Origin of the sequence: Bifidobacterium animalis subsp. animalis ATCC 25527 (assembly GCF_000260715.1) — a bacterium.
Taxonomy (GTDB): domain Bacteria; phylum Actinomycetota; class Actinomycetes; order Actinomycetales; family Bifidobacteriaceae; genus Bifidobacterium; species Bifidobacterium animalis.
Genome location: NC_017834.1, coordinates 487580 through 501372, shown reverse-complemented (window position 1 = coordinate 501372; position 13793 = coordinate 487580). Strand labels below are relative to the sequence as shown.

The window sequence follows — 13793 nt, the reverse complement described above, 5'->3', positions numbered from 1 at the left end:
GGCTTCAAGCGGCTTTGGATGGATGGTATTGTCTAGTGCTCAGACGCGGCGGCGCTTTGGTGGGCGAACGCCGTTGAATGCCTGTGGAGTGACGTCGGTGATCGAACCGACTTCGAGACCAGCGGACTGCAGGGAGCGGATGGCGGTTTCACGACCGGAACCCGGGCCCTTCACGAAAACATCGACCTTCTTGACGCCGTGTTCCATGGCCTTGCGGGCCGCGGACTCGGCTGCCATACCAGCGGCGTACGGCGTGGACTTACGGGAGCCCTTGAAGCCGACATCGCCACCGGACGCCCAGGACACAACCGCGCCGGACGGATCGGTGATGGAGATGATGGTGTTGTTAAACGTTGACTTGATATGCGCCTGACCGACCGGGATCGACTTGCGATCGCGGCGACGGGTCTTGCGTGCGGCCTGCTTTTGAGCTGCCATTTGACCTCGTTTCCTAATTCACGAACTATGTGTTGCAGACGATGGCTGTCACACCGTGGCCTGCAATTCCCACCTATTACTTGGTGGCCTTCTTTTTGCCAGCGACCGTGCGCTTCGGGCCCTTGCGGGTGCGTGCGTTGGTCTTCGTGCGCTGACCGCGGACCGGCAGGCCCTTGCGGTGGCGCATGCCCTGGTAGCTGTTGATCTGGATCTTGCGGCGAATGTCGGCGTCGACTTCACGACGCAGATCGCCTTCGATCTTATAGTTCGACTCGAGGTAGTCACGCAGCGTGATCAGCTGCTCATCCGTCAGGTCCTTGACGCGGGTGTCTGGATTGATGCCAGTCGCCTCAAGGGTTTCCTTGGCGCGGGTGCGTCCCACACCGAAGATGTAGGTGAGCGCGACCTCGATGCGCTTGTCATTTGGGATGTCGACTCCGGCAAGACGTGCCATTGCGATTCCTTCTGTTTGCCGCAGGTCTCGCACCCAATCCCCCGGTATCCCTACCGGCCCGGGCCTGCGTTCCCGGGGTTCAGCTCACGCATACGCGCGAACTGCGACTGAGTGCCTGATATGTGTCGCTGCTTCTGCTCAGCCCTGACGCTGCTTGTGGCGTGGGTTTGTGCAGATCACCATGACGCGACCGTGACGACGGATCACGCGGCAGTTTTCGCAGATCCTCTTCACACTTGGGCTAACCTTCATGGTATTCCTTTGCTTGGGTTTGTACCTTGGCTGTTACTTTACTTGTAACGGTACGTAATGCGACCACGATTGAGGTCGTACGGGCTCATCTCGAGCACCACACGGTCCTGCGGAAGAATACGAATGTAGTTCTTGCGCATTTTGCCGGAAATTGTGGCGAGCACGATGTGCTTATTCTCCAGTTCCACACGGAACATCGCATTGGGCAGAGCCTCTACGACTCGGCCTTCAACTTCAATCACACCGTCTTTTGCCATAAATACCCGTTTTCCTCGTGGATAGCATTACCTGTAGGTGCGCCAGAAGACACACCAACTTGCTAGTATACACGAAAAGCGAAGAGTGCACGCAACGGCGTGTCGTACCCTTCGCTTCCGTAACGGACCGGGCGAACACTTCGTGCCCGGTTCAATGGCGTACCGTCTTCTATGCTACCGAATTGAGAGGCGGATTATTCCATGTTCACCAATCCCACACACCTCACGGCACGCATTTGCACTATTGTTCAGCCAAGCTTGGCATCGAGTGCCTTGACGATCTCCTCGCTGATCGCGTCGATCTCGCCCACGCCATTCATGGTGACGAGCTTGCCGCGCTGCTGGTAGATGTCGAGCACCGGCGTGGTCTCCTTGTCGTAGGTGTTCAGACGGTTCTGGATCGCCTCCGGGGTGTCGTCGGCACGCCCCTCCTCCTTCGCGCGCTTGGCCATGCGCTCGAGCAGCACATTGGTGGGGGCGGTCAGCGCGACAACGGCGTCGAGCTGCTCGCCGAGGCCCTCGAGAATCTCGTCGAGCGCGCTCACCTGGGCGACATTGCGTGGGTAGCCATCGAGGATCCAGCCATTCTTCGCATCATCCTGCGCAAGACGATCGCGGACGATCTCGTTGGTGAGCTCGTCAGGGACCAGGAATCCCTGCGACGTGTATTCGAGCACCTTCTTGCCCAGTTCCGTCTTGTTCTTGATGTTCGCGCGGAAGATGTCTCCGGTGGAGATCGTCGGAATGCCGTAGTGCTCAGCGAGCAGCTTCGCCTGCGTGCCCTTGCCGACGCCCTGAGGTCCCATAATCAGCAGTCGCATCGTGTTCCTTTCACTTGGGATTTGCTTTGCTATCGCATATCTTAGCCTAGTGTGCTCACGGCAGGAGTATCGACATGCCGCGGCGAGCCATGCATATGCAAAAGCAGACCGTAGATTCCCACGGTCTGCTTTTGCGGCAATCTGCGAATGGCAGATTATTCACATCTGGGCATCACTTGGCGATGGCGTTGCCCTCGGTGTGATTAGTGTTCTCGAACAGGAAGCCCGCGTACTGGTACTGCTCCGTCTGCGCCTTCGCCTGACGCAGCGTGTCGAGACCCACGCCGGCGATGATCAGCAGCGTCGTGCCACCGAACGGCAGCTGCGTGTTGAGCTTGAGCGCCATGATGAGCACGGTCGGCAGCAATGCGACGAACAGCAGGTAGATCGCGCCGACGGTGTTGAGTCGGTTGATCACGTACTTGAGATAACGCGAGGTGGCGGAGCCTGCACGAATGCCGGGAATGAAGCCACCAAACTGCTTCATGTTGTCTGCTGTCTCATCTGGGTTGAACGTGATCTCTGTGTAGAAGAACGTGAAGAACACAATCATCAGTGCATACAGGCAGATGTACCATACGCTCGTCGTGTTGGCGAGGTACTTGTTCACCCACTGCACCCAGCTCTGCTGGCTGTTGCCGAACTGTGCGAACAATGTCGGGATCGCGAGGATCGACGAGGCGAAGATCGGCGGGATCACGCCGCTCATGTTGATCTTGAGCGGCAAGTAGGTGGAGGAGCCGCCATACATCTTGCGGCCGATCATGCGGCGCGTGTATTGCACCGGAATACGGCGCTGCGAGAGCTCCACGTAGTTCACGAAGATCATGATCACAAGCAGCACGACGGTGACGATCGCGAACTTCGTCCAATTGCCGTCGGCGCCGTTCGTACCCCAGCCGATCTGCCACAGCTGCGGCAGGAAGCCTGAGCAGATGGACAGGAAGATGAGGATCGACATGCCCTGACCGATGCCCTTCTCGGTGATCAATTCGGCCATCCACATGATCAGGCCGGTGCCGCCGGTCATCACCATGATCATGACGACCATGTTCCAAATGGAGGCATCGGGGATCACATTGCTGCACTGGTAGTTGAACAGCGCACCGGAACGAGCGGTGACGAGGATCGTCGTGGACTGCAGCACGGCGAGACCGATGGTAAGGTAACGCGTGTACTGGGTGAGCTTGGCCTCACCGGACTGCCCCTCCTTGTGCAGGGCCTCGAAGCGTGGAATCACGGCACGCAGCAGCTGCACCACGATCGACGCGGTGATGTACGGCATGACGCCCAATGCGAAGATGGACAGCTGCAGCATTGCACCGCCCGAGAACAGGTTCACCAGTCCGATGAAGTTCTCCGCATTGTTGGTCGTATTCGCCACGCAGTCGTTCACGACCTTGTAATCGACACCCGGCGTTGGAATGAACGAGCCGATTCGGTAGATGATGATGATGCCAAGGACGAAGAGGATCTTGTTCCTCAGCTCCTTGGTGCGAAAGGCCTGGATTAACGTCCTCACCTTGGGTTCCCTCCATAACTGTACGCTCTTGGCGTATCACGAAAAACACACGCTAGAGTCCGAGTCTAGCCCAACGGCCATACCGCACGCGAATTCCCGCCTCTTTTTTGCAATAATTCGACACAAATTACAGCGGCCATTTTCTGTTTTGATATTTCACGCGCATGTTCTGCACATATGAACAGACCCTCCCCGCTTGCTGCGGGAAGGGTCTGTCGCTAGCGTGTATGCATGCCGTCAGTCTTCGCTGATCGAACCGCCTGCCGCCTCAATCTTGGACTTCGCCGAAGCGGAGGCCGTGACACCCTTGAGGGTGAATGCGGCGGTGGCTTCGCCCTCACCGAGGACCTTGACCGGGCGGTTGGCGCGCACGGCGCCCTTGGCCACGAGGTCGGCCACGGTGATCTCGCCGCCCTGCGGGAACAGGTCGTTGAGAGCAGCGATGTTCACGACCTGGTATTCAGTCTTGAACGGGCTGCGGAAGCCGCGGAGCTTGGGAAGACGCATGTACAGTGGCAGCTGGCCGCCTTCGAAGCCAGGACGAACCTGATAGCGCTTCTTGGTGCCCTTGTCGCCACGGCCCGAGGTCTTGCCCTTGGAGCCTTCACCACGGCCGACGCGGATGCGATCCTTCTTGGCGCCTGGTGCCGGCTTGAGGTCATGCATTTGCAGGATTGTGGTCTCTTCGTTAGCCATAATCACTCTGCCTCCTCAACATTGACCAAGTGACGCACGACGGCGATCATGCCGCGGGTCGACGAGTTGTCTTCAAGAACAGTGCTCTGGCCGATCTTGCGAAGGGCGAGCGTCTGCACGGTAGCCTTCTGCTTCTTGTTCGCGTGTGCAACGCCGTGCACGAGCGTGATCTTCAGCTTTGCCATCACTCACCATCCTTAGCGGCCGCTTCGGCCTTGGCTTCCTCGCGTGCCTTGCGGGCCTCGGCAATGCCGGCGGCGCGCTCACGCAGGAGCTGGTCCGGAGCGACTTCCTGCACGGAGAGGCCACGGCGTGCCGCGATCTCCTCCGGCTCTTCGAGCTGCTTCAGCGCATCGACGGTGGCACGAACCACGTTGACGGCCGTTGCGGAGCCCATCGACTTCGTCAGGATGTCGGTGATGCCTGCGCATTCCATCACTGCACGCACAGCCGAGCCGGCGATTACACCGGTGCCCGGAGCTGCCGGGCGCAGCATGACGGTGCCTGCGTGGTCGTGGCCGGTGACCGGGTGGGTCACGGTGCCGCGAATGCGTGGAACGTTGAACAGATGCTTCTTGGCATCCAGCTGGCCCTTGGCGATTGCCGCCGGGACCTCACGGGACTTGCCATAGCCAACACCGACGGTGCCGTTGCCATCGCCGACCACGACGAGAGCGGCGAAGCTGAACGTACGGCCGCCCTTGTGGGTCTTCGACACACGGTTGATCGTCACGACGCGATCGAGCATCTCGTTCTCGTGATTGTCCTCACGACGGCCACGGCGATCACCGCGACGGCCTTCGCCACCACGGTTGTTGCGGCGGCCACGACGCTCGTCGTTGTTGTTGGACTCGGCGGTTGCCTGAGTGTTCTGAGTCTCTTCAGCCACTTGGGTTTCCTTTTCGTTGTCGCTCACAGTGCCAGACCTCCCTCGCGGGCGCCTTCAGCAACAGCTGCGACGCGACCATGGTACATGTTGCCGCCGCGGTCGAACACGACCGTGGTGATGCCGGCATCCTTGGCCTTCTTGGCCAGGAGCTCGCCAACCTTCTTGGCGGCTTCGGTCTTGGTGCCCTGGAAGTCGGCAAAATCGGCCATAAGCGTGGACTCGCTCACCAGCGTCTTGCCGGCGTTGTCGTCAACGATCTGAGCGACCATGTGACGGTTGGAGCGGGTGACCACGAGACGCGGACGCTCTGCGGTGCCGCTGATGCGCTTGCGAATACGAGCGTGGCGACGCTTCAGCGCGGCCTTCTTGCCTTTACCGAAAATCTTAACGCTCATATCACTTACCAGCCTTTCCAGCCTTGCGACGGATGACCTCATCCGAGTACTTGATGCCCTTGCCCTTGTATGGTTCCGGAGCACGAAGCTTACGAATGTTCGCGGCAACCTGGCCAACGGCCTGCTTGTCGGTACCCTTCACGATGACCTGGTTCGGGTTCGGCAGTTCGAAGGTGATGCCTTCCGGCGGGTTCACGGTGATGGTGTGGGAGTAACCGAGCGAGAACTCGATGCCCTTGCCCTTCATCTGTGCACGGTAACCGGTGCCGACGATGTCGAGGCTCTTCGAATAGCCATCATGCACGCCCTTGACCATGGAGGCCATGATCGAGCGGGCCAGGCCGTGCTTTGCGCGGGTCGGACGCAGGTCGTCGTTCGCGGTGACGATGATCTCGTTGCCTTCGACCTTGGCGGTCACGCCCTCGGGGATGGTGTAGGAGTCGGAACCCTTCGCGCCCTTGGCGGTGAATTCCTGCCCATTGATGGTGACTTCAACGCCCGCCGGGATCTCGATCGGGAGCTTACCAATATGCGATGCCATGTTCAGCTCTCCTTTCTCACCACACGTAGGCGACGATCTCGCCACCGATGCCTCGGTCGAGGCATTCCTTCTGAGTCAACAATCCCGAGCTCGTCGAGATGATGGCGATGCCGAGGCCGCCGAGCGGCATGGGCAGTGCGTCGGACTTGGCGTAACGACGCAGGCCTGGCTTCGACACGCGCTTGATACCCTGAATGGAACGCTCACCGTGGGGGCCGTACTTGAGGGTGACCTCAAGGGTCTGGCCGACGCGGGCTTCCTTGGCGGTGAAGTCTGCAATGTAGCCTTCTCGCTTCAGGATCTCGGCGATGTTCTTCTTGAACTTGGAGTACGGCATATCCACGGTCTCGTGCTTTGCCGCGCTCGCATTACGCAGACGCGTGAGCATATCTGCGATTGGATCTGTCATTGTCATTTGGGCTAACGCCCTTTCTCGCCGTGGTTTCCGCCGCCCTGCAGACTGCTATGGCCTGCCCGGGCCGCGGACCTTCAGCGTTGATATTTACCAACTGGACTTCGTTACGCCTGGCAGCTCGCCACGGTGTGCCTTCTCGCGAAGGCAGATTCGGCACAGGCCGAACTTACGGTACACGGAGTGCGGGCGACCGCAGACCATGCAGCGCGTGTAGGCGCGAACCTTGAACTTAGGCTTGCGAAGCGCCTTGACCTTAAGACAAGTTTTTGCCATTTCAGTTCTCCTTGAATGGGAAGCCGAGAAGCTTGAGCAGTGCGTAAGCCTCGTCGTCATCCTTCGTGGTGGTCACCACGGTGATGTCCATGCCGCGCTGGTGATCGATCTCGTCCGGATCGATCTCGTGGAACATGGACTGCTCAGTGAGACCGAAGTTGTAGTTGCCCTGACCATCGAACTGATGGCCGTTGATGCCACGGAAATCGCGAATACGCGGCAGAGCCAGCGTAAGCAGACGATCCAGGAACTCCCACATGCGGTCACCGCGCAGGGTGACGTATGCGCCGATGGCCTGGCCTTCACGCAGGTGGAACTGTGCAACGGACTTCTTCGCCTTGGTGATCTTCGGCTTCTGGCCGGTGATCGCGGTGAGGTCACGCACAGCACCTTCGATGAGCTTGGAGTCGCGTGCTGCGGCGCCAACGCCCATGGAGACGACCACCTTCTCGATGCGAGGAATCTGCATCGGGTTGTCGTGGTGGAATTCCTTCTCGAGCTCGGGAAGGATCTCTTCCTTGTACATCGTCTTAAGGCGTGGGGTCACTGGCTCTTCGATGATGACTTCGTCAACGACTTCGCTCATGCCAGTTCCTTTCCGGACTTCTTGGCAACGCGGACGCGCACGGTCTTCACCTTGCCGTCACGTGCCTCTTCCTTGATTACGACGCCAACGCGGGTGGGCTGCTTGGTCTCCGGGTCGATGACCATCACGTTGGAGCGATGGATCGGGGCCTCAACGGAGACGATGCCGGCCTGCTGACCCTGCTGGGTTGCACGCACATGCTTCTTGACGATCTGAACGCCTTCGACGATCAGTCGGTCGTCCTTGAGAACGCGCTTGACGGTGCCTTCCTTGCCGCGGTCCTTGCCACGAATGACCTTGACGAGGTCGCCGCTCTTGATCTTGGCTACCATGTCAGATCACCTCCGGTGCGAGGGACACGATACGCATGAAGCGCTTGTCGCGCAGTTCACGACCAACCGGTCCGAAGATACGAGTGCCCTTGGGTTCACGGCCGGAGCCGAGAATCACAGCGGCGTTCTCGTCGAACTTGATGTAGGAGCCGTCTGCACGGCGGCGTTCCTTGACTGTACGGACGACGACGGCCTTGACCACGTCGCCCTTCTTGACCGACCCGCCAGGGATTGCGTCCTTGACGGAGGCGACGATCACGTCGCCGATGCCGGCATAGCGTCGCTTCGATCCGCCGAGCACTCGGATGGCGAGGAGTTCCTTCGCACCCGTGTTGTCGGCGACATGAAGCCGCGTTTCCTGCTGAATCATTGATTCTCCTTAGCCGAGCTGGTTCTCCCCAATCACCCGGCCCGCTCCTATGGGGCGGGCCGGGTGATTGGCGAGCCTTGCCGAACTTGTTACTTAGCGCGCTCGATAATGGAATCGAGACGCCAACGCTTGGTCTTGCTCAGTGGACGAGTCTCCATGATACTCACGAGGTCGCCAACGTGAGCCTGGTTGTTCTCGTCATGGGCCTTGACCGTGCGAGTGGAACGAACGACCTTACCGTAGAGCGGGTGGGTCGTACGAAGTTCGAGTTCCACGGAAATGGTCTTGTCCATCTTGTCGGACACGACATAACCGCGACGAACCTTGCGGAAGTTACGCTCTTCAGCCATTACTTCTCCTTAAGCTTTCGTTTCGGTTGCCGCCGGAGCCTGGCTGATGCCAAGTTCACGTTCGCGCAGAACAGTATACATCCTGGCGATGTCACGCTTGACAGCCTTGAGGCGAGCAGTGTTCTCGAGCTGACCGGTTGCATGCTGGAAGCGTAGGTTGAACAGCTCTTCCTTGGACTTCTTGATGAAGCCCTCGATCTCAGCATTGGTCTTCTCGTTGAGATTCTTGATGGTGTATTCTTCCGATCCGACTGGCATCAGATGTCACCGCCTTCGCGAGCGATCACGCGGCACTTCATCGGGAGCTTGTCGATTGCGCGGCGCAGGGCCTCGCGAGCGACATCCTCAGAAACGCCACCGATTTCGAACATGACACGACCCGGGTGCACATTGGCGATCCAGAATTCCGGAGTGCCCTTGCCGGAGCCCATTCGGGCGCCGAGCGGGTGCTTGGTGAGCGGGCGATCCGGGAAGATCGTGATCCACACCTTGCCGCCACGCTTGATGTAACGGGTCATTGCGATACGAGCAGCCTCGATCTGGCGGTTCGTGACATAGGCCGGGGCCAATGCCTGAATAGCGAAATCGCCGAAGTTGATCTCGTTGCCGCCCTTGGACATGCCATGGCGGTCAGGACGATGCTGCTTGCGATATTTGGTCCTCTTTGGGATAAGCATCCTCAGCTCACTCCTTAGTTTCCGGCTCTACGGCAGCTTCCTTGGAAACTTCCGCTTCCATCTGCTGATCCGGACCTGTCTTGACCTGGTTCTGACCGGTGGGACGCTGGCCGGCACGCTGGCCACGGCGCGGACGACGATCGCCGCCGCGACGGCCCGGGCGGTTGTTGCCCTGTTGTGCCTGCTGCTCCTCGAACTCACGCTCGGTCATATCGCCCTTGTAGATCCACACCTTGACACCGATGCGGCCGTAGGTGGTCTTGGCCTCGAAGAAGCCATAGTCGATGAGAGCGCGGAGCGTCTGCAGCGGGACGCGGCCTTCACGGTAGAACTCCGAACGGCTCATTTCCGCACCGCCGAGACGGCCGGAGAGCTTGATACGAATACCCTTGGCGCCTGCACGCATGGCATCCTGCTGAGCCTTACGCATCGCGCGACGGAAGGTCACGCGGTTGGTGAGCTGCTCGGCGATGCCCTGAGCGACGAGCTGGGCGTCGATGGCCGGGTTCTTCACTTCGAAGATGTTGAGCTGAACCTGCTTGCCGGTGAGCTTCTCGAGCTTGGCACGAACACGCTCGGCTTCGGCGCCACGACGGCCGATCACGATGCCCGGACGGGCGGTGTGGATGTCCACACGCACGCGGTCGCGGGTGCGCTCGATGATGATGCGGGACACGCCCGCACGCTCGAGATCCTTGTTCATGACCTTGCGGATGGCGTCATCTTCGAGGACGAAGTCACGATAACGCTCGCCGACCTTGTTGGAATCGGAGAACCACTTGGAACGATGGCTCTCAGTAATGCCCAGGCGATAGCCAAAGGGATTAATCTTCTGACCCATCTTTAGCGGTCTCCTTCCTTGCTGGCGACGACGACCGTGATGTGGCTCGTACGCTTGTTGATACGAGCGGCACGGCCCTGTGCACGAGCGCGGAAACGCTTGAGCGTCACACCCTCGTCCACATAGGTCTCCTTGATGTACAGGTCGTTCTCACGGAACGGCTCGCCGGCCTTGTCGGCCTTCACGCGGGCGTTCGCGATGGCGCTCTGGAGGACCTTGAGCACCGGGGTGCTGGCGTCCTGCGGAGCGAACTTGAGAATGGTGATGGCTTCGGTCGCTTTCTTGCCTCGGATGAGGTCGACCATGCGGCGAGCCTTACGCGGCGTCACACGAACGTGGCGAGCGATTGCTTTAGCTTCCATGTGTCTATACTCTCCTACTTATTAGCGGCGCGACTTCTTGTCGTCCTTGACGTGACCCTTGAAGGTACGCGTAGGGGCGAACTCACCGAGCTTGTGGCCGACCATGGATTCGGTGACGAACACCGGCACATGCTTGCGACCATCGTGAACCGCGAAGGTGTGTCCGATGAAATCAGGGGTGATCATCGAACGGCGGGACCACGTCTTGATGACGTTGTGGGTGCCCTTCGCATTCTGCTCGTCGACTTTCTTCTGCAAGTGGGCGTCGACGAATGGGCCCTTCTTGATGCTACGAGTCATCTACTCGACACTCCCTTACTTGCGATTCTTGCCGTTAGGACGACGACGAACGATCATCTTGTTCGAAGCCTTCTTCGGACGACGAGTACGAACCTCGCCCTTGCCCCATGGAGACACCGGCGGCTTGCCACCGCGGGTACGACCGCCATGCGGGTGATCGACAGGGTTCATGGACTCACCACGGGTGATCGGGCGCTTGCCCATCCAACGTGCACGACCTGCCTTGCCGAGCTGGATGTTGGCGTGGTCGGAGTTGCCGACCTCGCCCACGGTTGCGCGGCAGCGGGCGTCCACGTTGCGGATTTCGCCCGATGGCATACGCAGCTGGGCGTAAGCGCCATCCTTGGCGACGAGCTGCACGGCCGCACCGGCGGAACGTGCAATCTTGGCACCGCCGAGCGGGCGGAGCTCAATGGCGTGGACAACCGTACCGGTCGGGATGTTGCGCAGCGGCAGGTTGTTGCCCGGCTTGATGTCGGCGTTGGCGCCGGTCTCGATGCGGTCACCCTGCTTGATGCCCTCAGGTGCGATGATGTAGCGCTTCTCACCGTCTGCGTAGTGCAGCAGGGCGATGCGTGCGGAGCGGTTCGGATCGTACTCGATCTGAGCCACGGTTGCTGGCACGCCGTCCTTGTCCCAACGACGGAAGTCGATGAGGCGGTACTGGCGCTTGTGACCGCCGCCACGATGGCGGGAGGTCATGCGGCCGTAGTTGTTGCGGCCGCCAGTTTTGCTGTTCTTGCGAATGAGCGACTTCTCTGGGGTCGAGCGCGTGAGGTCGGAGAAGTCCGAAACAGACGCGTTACGACGGCCCGGGGTCGTCGGCTTATATACGCGGATAGCCATAATCTAGTTCTTTCCTTTAACTTTTCTCGGCTAACCTTCAGTTACCGAAGATGTCGATCGACTGGCCCTCGGCTACGGTCACGATTGCGCGCTTCTGATTGACGCGGCGGCCGTAACCGGTGCGGGTGCGCGTGCGCTTGCCTGCACGGTTGAGGGTGTTGACGTTCGTCACCTTGACCTTGAAGATCTCCTCGATGGCCTGCTTGATCTGCACCTTGTTGGCGTTCGGGGCCACGACGAAGGTGTACTGACCCATATCGGACAGAGCGTAGCTCTTCTCCGAAACAACAGGCTTCAGGATGATGTCATGTGCTGGCTTGTGAATAGCGACCATGAACTCAGGCCTCCTTAGCTGCCGTCTTCGCGGCGACGAAAGCCTCGAGACCATCCTTCGAGAACACCACGTACTGGGCGGTGATCACGTCGTAGGTGTTGAGCTGATCGGCGAAGATCGGGTAGACGGTCGGAATGTTACGAACCGACAGCCACTCGTTCACGTTGTCGCGGGACAGCACCACGGTGGTGAAGTTGTCGGCGACGACCGGGGCGAGAGCCGCGATTGCCTTCTTGGTGGACGGTGCGTCGAGCTGGAAGTCGACGACTGCGACGCGACCGTTGTTGGCGCGATCCGAGAGGGCGTAGCGCAGGGCTGCGGCCTTCATCTTCTTGGGGGTGCGCTGGCTGTAGTCACGCGGCACCGGGCCGTGTGCGACACCGCCGTGGTACCACTGAGGAGCGCGGATCGAGCCCTGACGAGCGCGACCGGTGCCCTTCTGCTTCCACGGCTTGCGGCCACCACCGGAGACGGCGCCACGGTTCTTAACCGCATGCGTGCCCTGGCGGGCGGCTGCACGCTGGGCCACCACAACCTGGTGAATCAGCGGCACGTGTGCCTGCACTTCCTCGGCGGTGAAGCCGAAGAGCGCTTCCGGCGCCTCGAGGGTGCCGGCTTCCTTTCCATTGTTATCGGTGACGTTCAGAGTAACGTTTGCCATCTAAATCAGGCTCCCTTCACTGCAGAACGAACGAGAACGATGCCGCCCTTCGGGCCTGGGATGGCGCCCTTGATGGCGAGGATGCCGTTCTCCACATCGGAGGAGACGACAGTGAGGTTCTGCACGGTATTGGTGACATGGCCCATACGACCGGCCATGCGCTTGCCCTTGAGAATACGGCTCGGCGTTGCGCATGCGCCAACCGAACCTGGACGACGCTCGTTCTTGTGAGAGCCGTGGGTACGACGGTAGGACTTGAAGCCCCAGCGCTTGATGGTGCCCGCGAAGCCCTTGCCCTTGGTGGTGCCGGTCACGTCGACCTGCACACCCTCAGGGAAGATCTCGGCGGTCAGTTCCTGGCCGGGCTCGAAATCCTCGACGTTCTCGGTGCGGACCTCGGCGAGGTGACGACGAGGCGTCACACCGGCCTTGGCGAAGTGACCGGCCATCGGCTTGGTCACCTTACGCGGGTCGACCTGGCCGTAGCCAAGCTGGACGGCCTTGTAGCCGTCGGTCTCCTCGTTCTTCACAGCCGTGACGACGTTGGTCGAGACCTCGACGAGCGTGACGGGAACGAAGAAGCCGTTTTCGTCCCAAACCTGCGACATGCCGAGCTTCTTGCCCAGCAGTGCGTTGCGATTCTTGTTCTGCGACATTGCGGTTCCTCCTCCCCTTACAGCTTGATCTCGATGTTGACGTCTGCGGGCAGATCAATATGCATGAGGGAGTCCACAGCCTTTGGGGTTGGGTCCACAATATCGATGAGACGCTTGTGAGTGCGCATCTCGAAATGCTCGCGAGAATCCTTGTACTTGTGAGGGGAACGAATAACGCAGTAGACGTTCTTCTCAGTCGGGAGCGGAACCGGGCCAACCACAGTTGCACCCGCGTTCGTCACCGTTTCGACGATCTTCTTCGCCGATTGGTCGATGACCTCATGGTCATAGGACTTAAGCCTGATGCGGATTTTCTGTCCCGCCATTGCCTTCCGCCCTTTCTAGCGATTCGTGTATCAATGTGACTTAACCTGCTCCAGGGCACCGGCGAGTGAAGTCTTTGAACAAACGTCCGCCGACTTTTCCTACATCAGTGCGCAGCCATGCAAAAACCCGTGCGGGCCTTTGTGCCGCGCTCGCTTTTTTGATTCCAATTATGCGAGCCCTAATCAGGCAACTTCTATA

The 13793-nt window shown here is 59.8% G+C and carries 27 protein-coding genes; all 27 read right to left on the bottom strand.

Features of this window, described 5'->3' with window-relative positions; all coding sequences use genetic code 11:
- Positions 1-39: 39 nt before the first annotated feature.
- On the bottom strand, positions 40-438 hold the full coding sequence (gene rpsK, locus BANAN_RS02130; RefSeq protein WP_004268616.1) for a 30S ribosomal protein S11: 399 nt from the start codon (positions 436-438) through the stop codon (positions 40-42).
- Positions 439-514: 76 nt separating this feature from the next.
- Positions 515-892: a 30S ribosomal protein S13 gene (rpsM, locus tag BANAN_RS02125; protein WP_004268614.1), complete on the bottom strand. Its 378-nt coding sequence runs from the start codon at positions 890-892 to the stop codon at positions 515-517.
- Positions 893-1030: 138 nt separating this feature from the next.
- Positions 1031-1144 (bottom strand): 50S ribosomal protein L36, encoded by a 114-nt coding sequence (gene rpmJ / locus BANAN_RS08140; protein WP_003814578.1) that lies wholly within the window; start codon positions 1142-1144, stop codon positions 1031-1033.
- Between the two features lie 38 nt (positions 1145-1182).
- Positions 1183-1401: a translation initiation factor IF-1 gene (gene infA, locus BANAN_RS02120; protein WP_004268611.1), complete on the bottom strand. Its 219-nt coding sequence runs from the start codon at positions 1399-1401 to the stop codon at positions 1183-1185.
- 248 nt (positions 1402-1649) lie between these two features.
- Positions 1650-2222 (bottom strand): adenylate kinase, encoded by a 573-nt coding sequence (locus BANAN_RS02115; protein WP_014697305.1) that lies wholly within the window; start codon positions 2220-2222, stop codon positions 1650-1652.
- 172 nt (positions 2223-2394) lie between these two features.
- A complete protein-coding gene (secY, locus tag BANAN_RS02110; RefSeq protein ID WP_014697304.1) occupies positions 2395-3744 on the bottom strand; it encodes a preprotein translocase subunit SecY in 1350 nt (449 codons plus the stop codon).
- Between the two features lie 237 nt (positions 3745-3981).
- Positions 3982-4440 carry a 50S ribosomal protein L15 gene (rplO, locus tag BANAN_RS02105; RefSeq protein ID WP_014697303.1) on the bottom strand — a complete coding sequence of 153 codons (459 nt, stop codon included), beginning with the start codon at positions 4438-4440 and terminating at the stop codon, positions 3982-3984.
- 2 nt (positions 4441-4442) lie between these two features.
- The gene (rpmD, locus tag BANAN_RS02100; protein WP_004268605.1) at positions 4443-4625 is read right to left on the bottom strand and encodes a 50S ribosomal protein L30; all 183 of its coding nucleotides are present in this window, start codon (positions 4623-4625) and stop codon (positions 4443-4445) included.
- Positions 4625-5356: a 30S ribosomal protein S5 gene (gene rpsE / locus BANAN_RS02095; RefSeq protein WP_041776955.1), complete on the bottom strand. Its 732-nt coding sequence runs from the start codon at positions 5354-5356 to the stop codon at positions 4625-4627. Before rpsE ends, rpmD begins: the two co-directional genes overlap by 1 nt.
- Positions 5353-5724: a 50S ribosomal protein L18 gene (rplR, locus tag BANAN_RS02090; protein ID WP_004268596.1), complete on the bottom strand. Its 372-nt coding sequence runs from the start codon at positions 5722-5724 to the stop codon at positions 5353-5355. Before rplR ends, rpsE begins: the two co-directional genes overlap by 4 nt.
- Position 5725: 1 nt before the next feature.
- A complete protein-coding gene (gene rplF, locus BANAN_RS02085) occupies positions 5726-6265 on the bottom strand; it encodes a 50S ribosomal protein L6 (RefSeq protein WP_014697301.1) in 540 nt (179 codons plus the stop codon).
- A 16-nt stretch (positions 6266-6281) separates the two neighbouring features.
- Complete coding sequence (gene rpsH / locus BANAN_RS02080) at positions 6282-6680, bottom strand: 30S ribosomal protein S8 (protein WP_004268594.1); 399 nt, start codon at positions 6678-6680, stop codon at positions 6282-6284.
- A gap of 87 nt (positions 6681-6767) precedes the next feature.
- The gene (locus BANAN_RS02075) at positions 6768-6953 is read right to left on the bottom strand and encodes a type Z 30S ribosomal protein S14 (RefSeq protein WP_004268593.1); all 186 of its coding nucleotides are present in this window, start codon (positions 6951-6953) and stop codon (positions 6768-6770) included.
- A 1-nt stretch (position 6954) separates the two neighbouring features.
- Positions 6955-7539 carry a 50S ribosomal protein L5 gene (gene rplE, locus BANAN_RS02070; protein WP_004268592.1) on the bottom strand — a complete coding sequence of 195 codons (585 nt, stop codon included), beginning with the start codon at positions 7537-7539 and terminating at the stop codon, positions 6955-6957.
- The gene (rplX, locus tag BANAN_RS02065; protein ID WP_004268591.1) at positions 7536-7871 is read right to left on the bottom strand and encodes a 50S ribosomal protein L24; all 336 of its coding nucleotides are present in this window, start codon (positions 7869-7871) and stop codon (positions 7536-7538) included. Before rplX ends, rplE begins: the two co-directional genes overlap by 4 nt.
- Before the next feature lies 1 nt (position 7872).
- Complete coding sequence (rplN, locus tag BANAN_RS02060) at positions 7873-8241, bottom strand: 50S ribosomal protein L14 (protein ID WP_004268590.1); 369 nt, start codon at positions 8239-8241, stop codon at positions 7873-7875.
- 89 nt (positions 8242-8330) lie between these two features.
- Positions 8331-8591, bottom strand: a complete 261-nt coding sequence (gene rpsQ / locus BANAN_RS02055) for a 30S ribosomal protein S17 (RefSeq protein WP_004268589.1) — start codon at positions 8589-8591, stop codon at positions 8331-8333.
- A gap of 9 nt (positions 8592-8600) precedes the next feature.
- The gene (rpmC, locus tag BANAN_RS02050) at positions 8601-8849 is read right to left on the bottom strand and encodes a 50S ribosomal protein L29 (RefSeq protein ID WP_004268587.1); all 249 of its coding nucleotides are present in this window, start codon (positions 8847-8849) and stop codon (positions 8601-8603) included.
- Positions 8849-9268 (bottom strand): 50S ribosomal protein L16, encoded by a 420-nt coding sequence (rplP, locus tag BANAN_RS02045; RefSeq protein WP_004268585.1) that lies wholly within the window; start codon positions 9266-9268, stop codon positions 8849-8851. The genes rpmC and rplP overlap by 1 nt, the downstream gene beginning before the upstream one ends.
- Positions 9269-9275: 7 nt before the next feature.
- Positions 9276-10109, bottom strand: coding sequence for a 30S ribosomal protein S3 (gene rpsC, locus BANAN_RS02040; RefSeq protein ID WP_004268583.1), 834 nt, complete (start codon positions 10107-10109; stop codon positions 9276-9278).
- A gap of 2 nt (positions 10110-10111) precedes the next feature.
- Positions 10112-10471, bottom strand: a complete 360-nt coding sequence (gene rplV / locus BANAN_RS02035) for a 50S ribosomal protein L22 (protein WP_004269021.1) — start codon at positions 10469-10471, stop codon at positions 10112-10114.
- A gap of 21 nt (positions 10472-10492) precedes the next feature.
- A complete protein-coding gene (gene rpsS, locus BANAN_RS02030) occupies positions 10493-10771 on the bottom strand; it encodes a 30S ribosomal protein S19 (protein WP_004268580.1) in 279 nt (92 codons plus the stop codon).
- A 15-nt stretch (positions 10772-10786) separates the two neighbouring features.
- Positions 10787-11617, bottom strand: a complete 831-nt coding sequence (gene rplB, locus BANAN_RS02025; protein ID WP_004268578.1) for a 50S ribosomal protein L2 — start codon at positions 11615-11617, stop codon at positions 10787-10789.
- Between the two features lie 37 nt (positions 11618-11654).
- Positions 11655-11951, bottom strand: a complete 297-nt coding sequence (rplW, locus tag BANAN_RS02020) for a 50S ribosomal protein L23 (RefSeq protein ID WP_004268576.1) — start codon at positions 11949-11951, stop codon at positions 11655-11657.
- Between the two features lie 4 nt (positions 11952-11955).
- Positions 11956-12612 (bottom strand): 50S ribosomal protein L4, encoded by a 657-nt coding sequence (gene rplD, locus BANAN_RS02015; RefSeq protein ID WP_004268574.1) that lies wholly within the window; start codon positions 12610-12612, stop codon positions 11956-11958.
- 5 nt (positions 12613-12617) lie between these two features.
- Complete coding sequence (gene rplC / locus BANAN_RS02010; protein ID WP_014697300.1) at positions 12618-13268, bottom strand: 50S ribosomal protein L3; 651 nt, start codon at positions 13266-13268, stop codon at positions 12618-12620.
- 17 nt (positions 13269-13285) lie between these two features.
- Positions 13286-13594 carry a 30S ribosomal protein S10 gene (rpsJ, locus tag BANAN_RS02005; protein WP_004268570.1) on the bottom strand — a complete coding sequence of 103 codons (309 nt, stop codon included), beginning with the start codon at positions 13592-13594 and terminating at the stop codon, positions 13286-13288.
- Positions 13595-13793 lie beyond the last annotated feature (199 nt).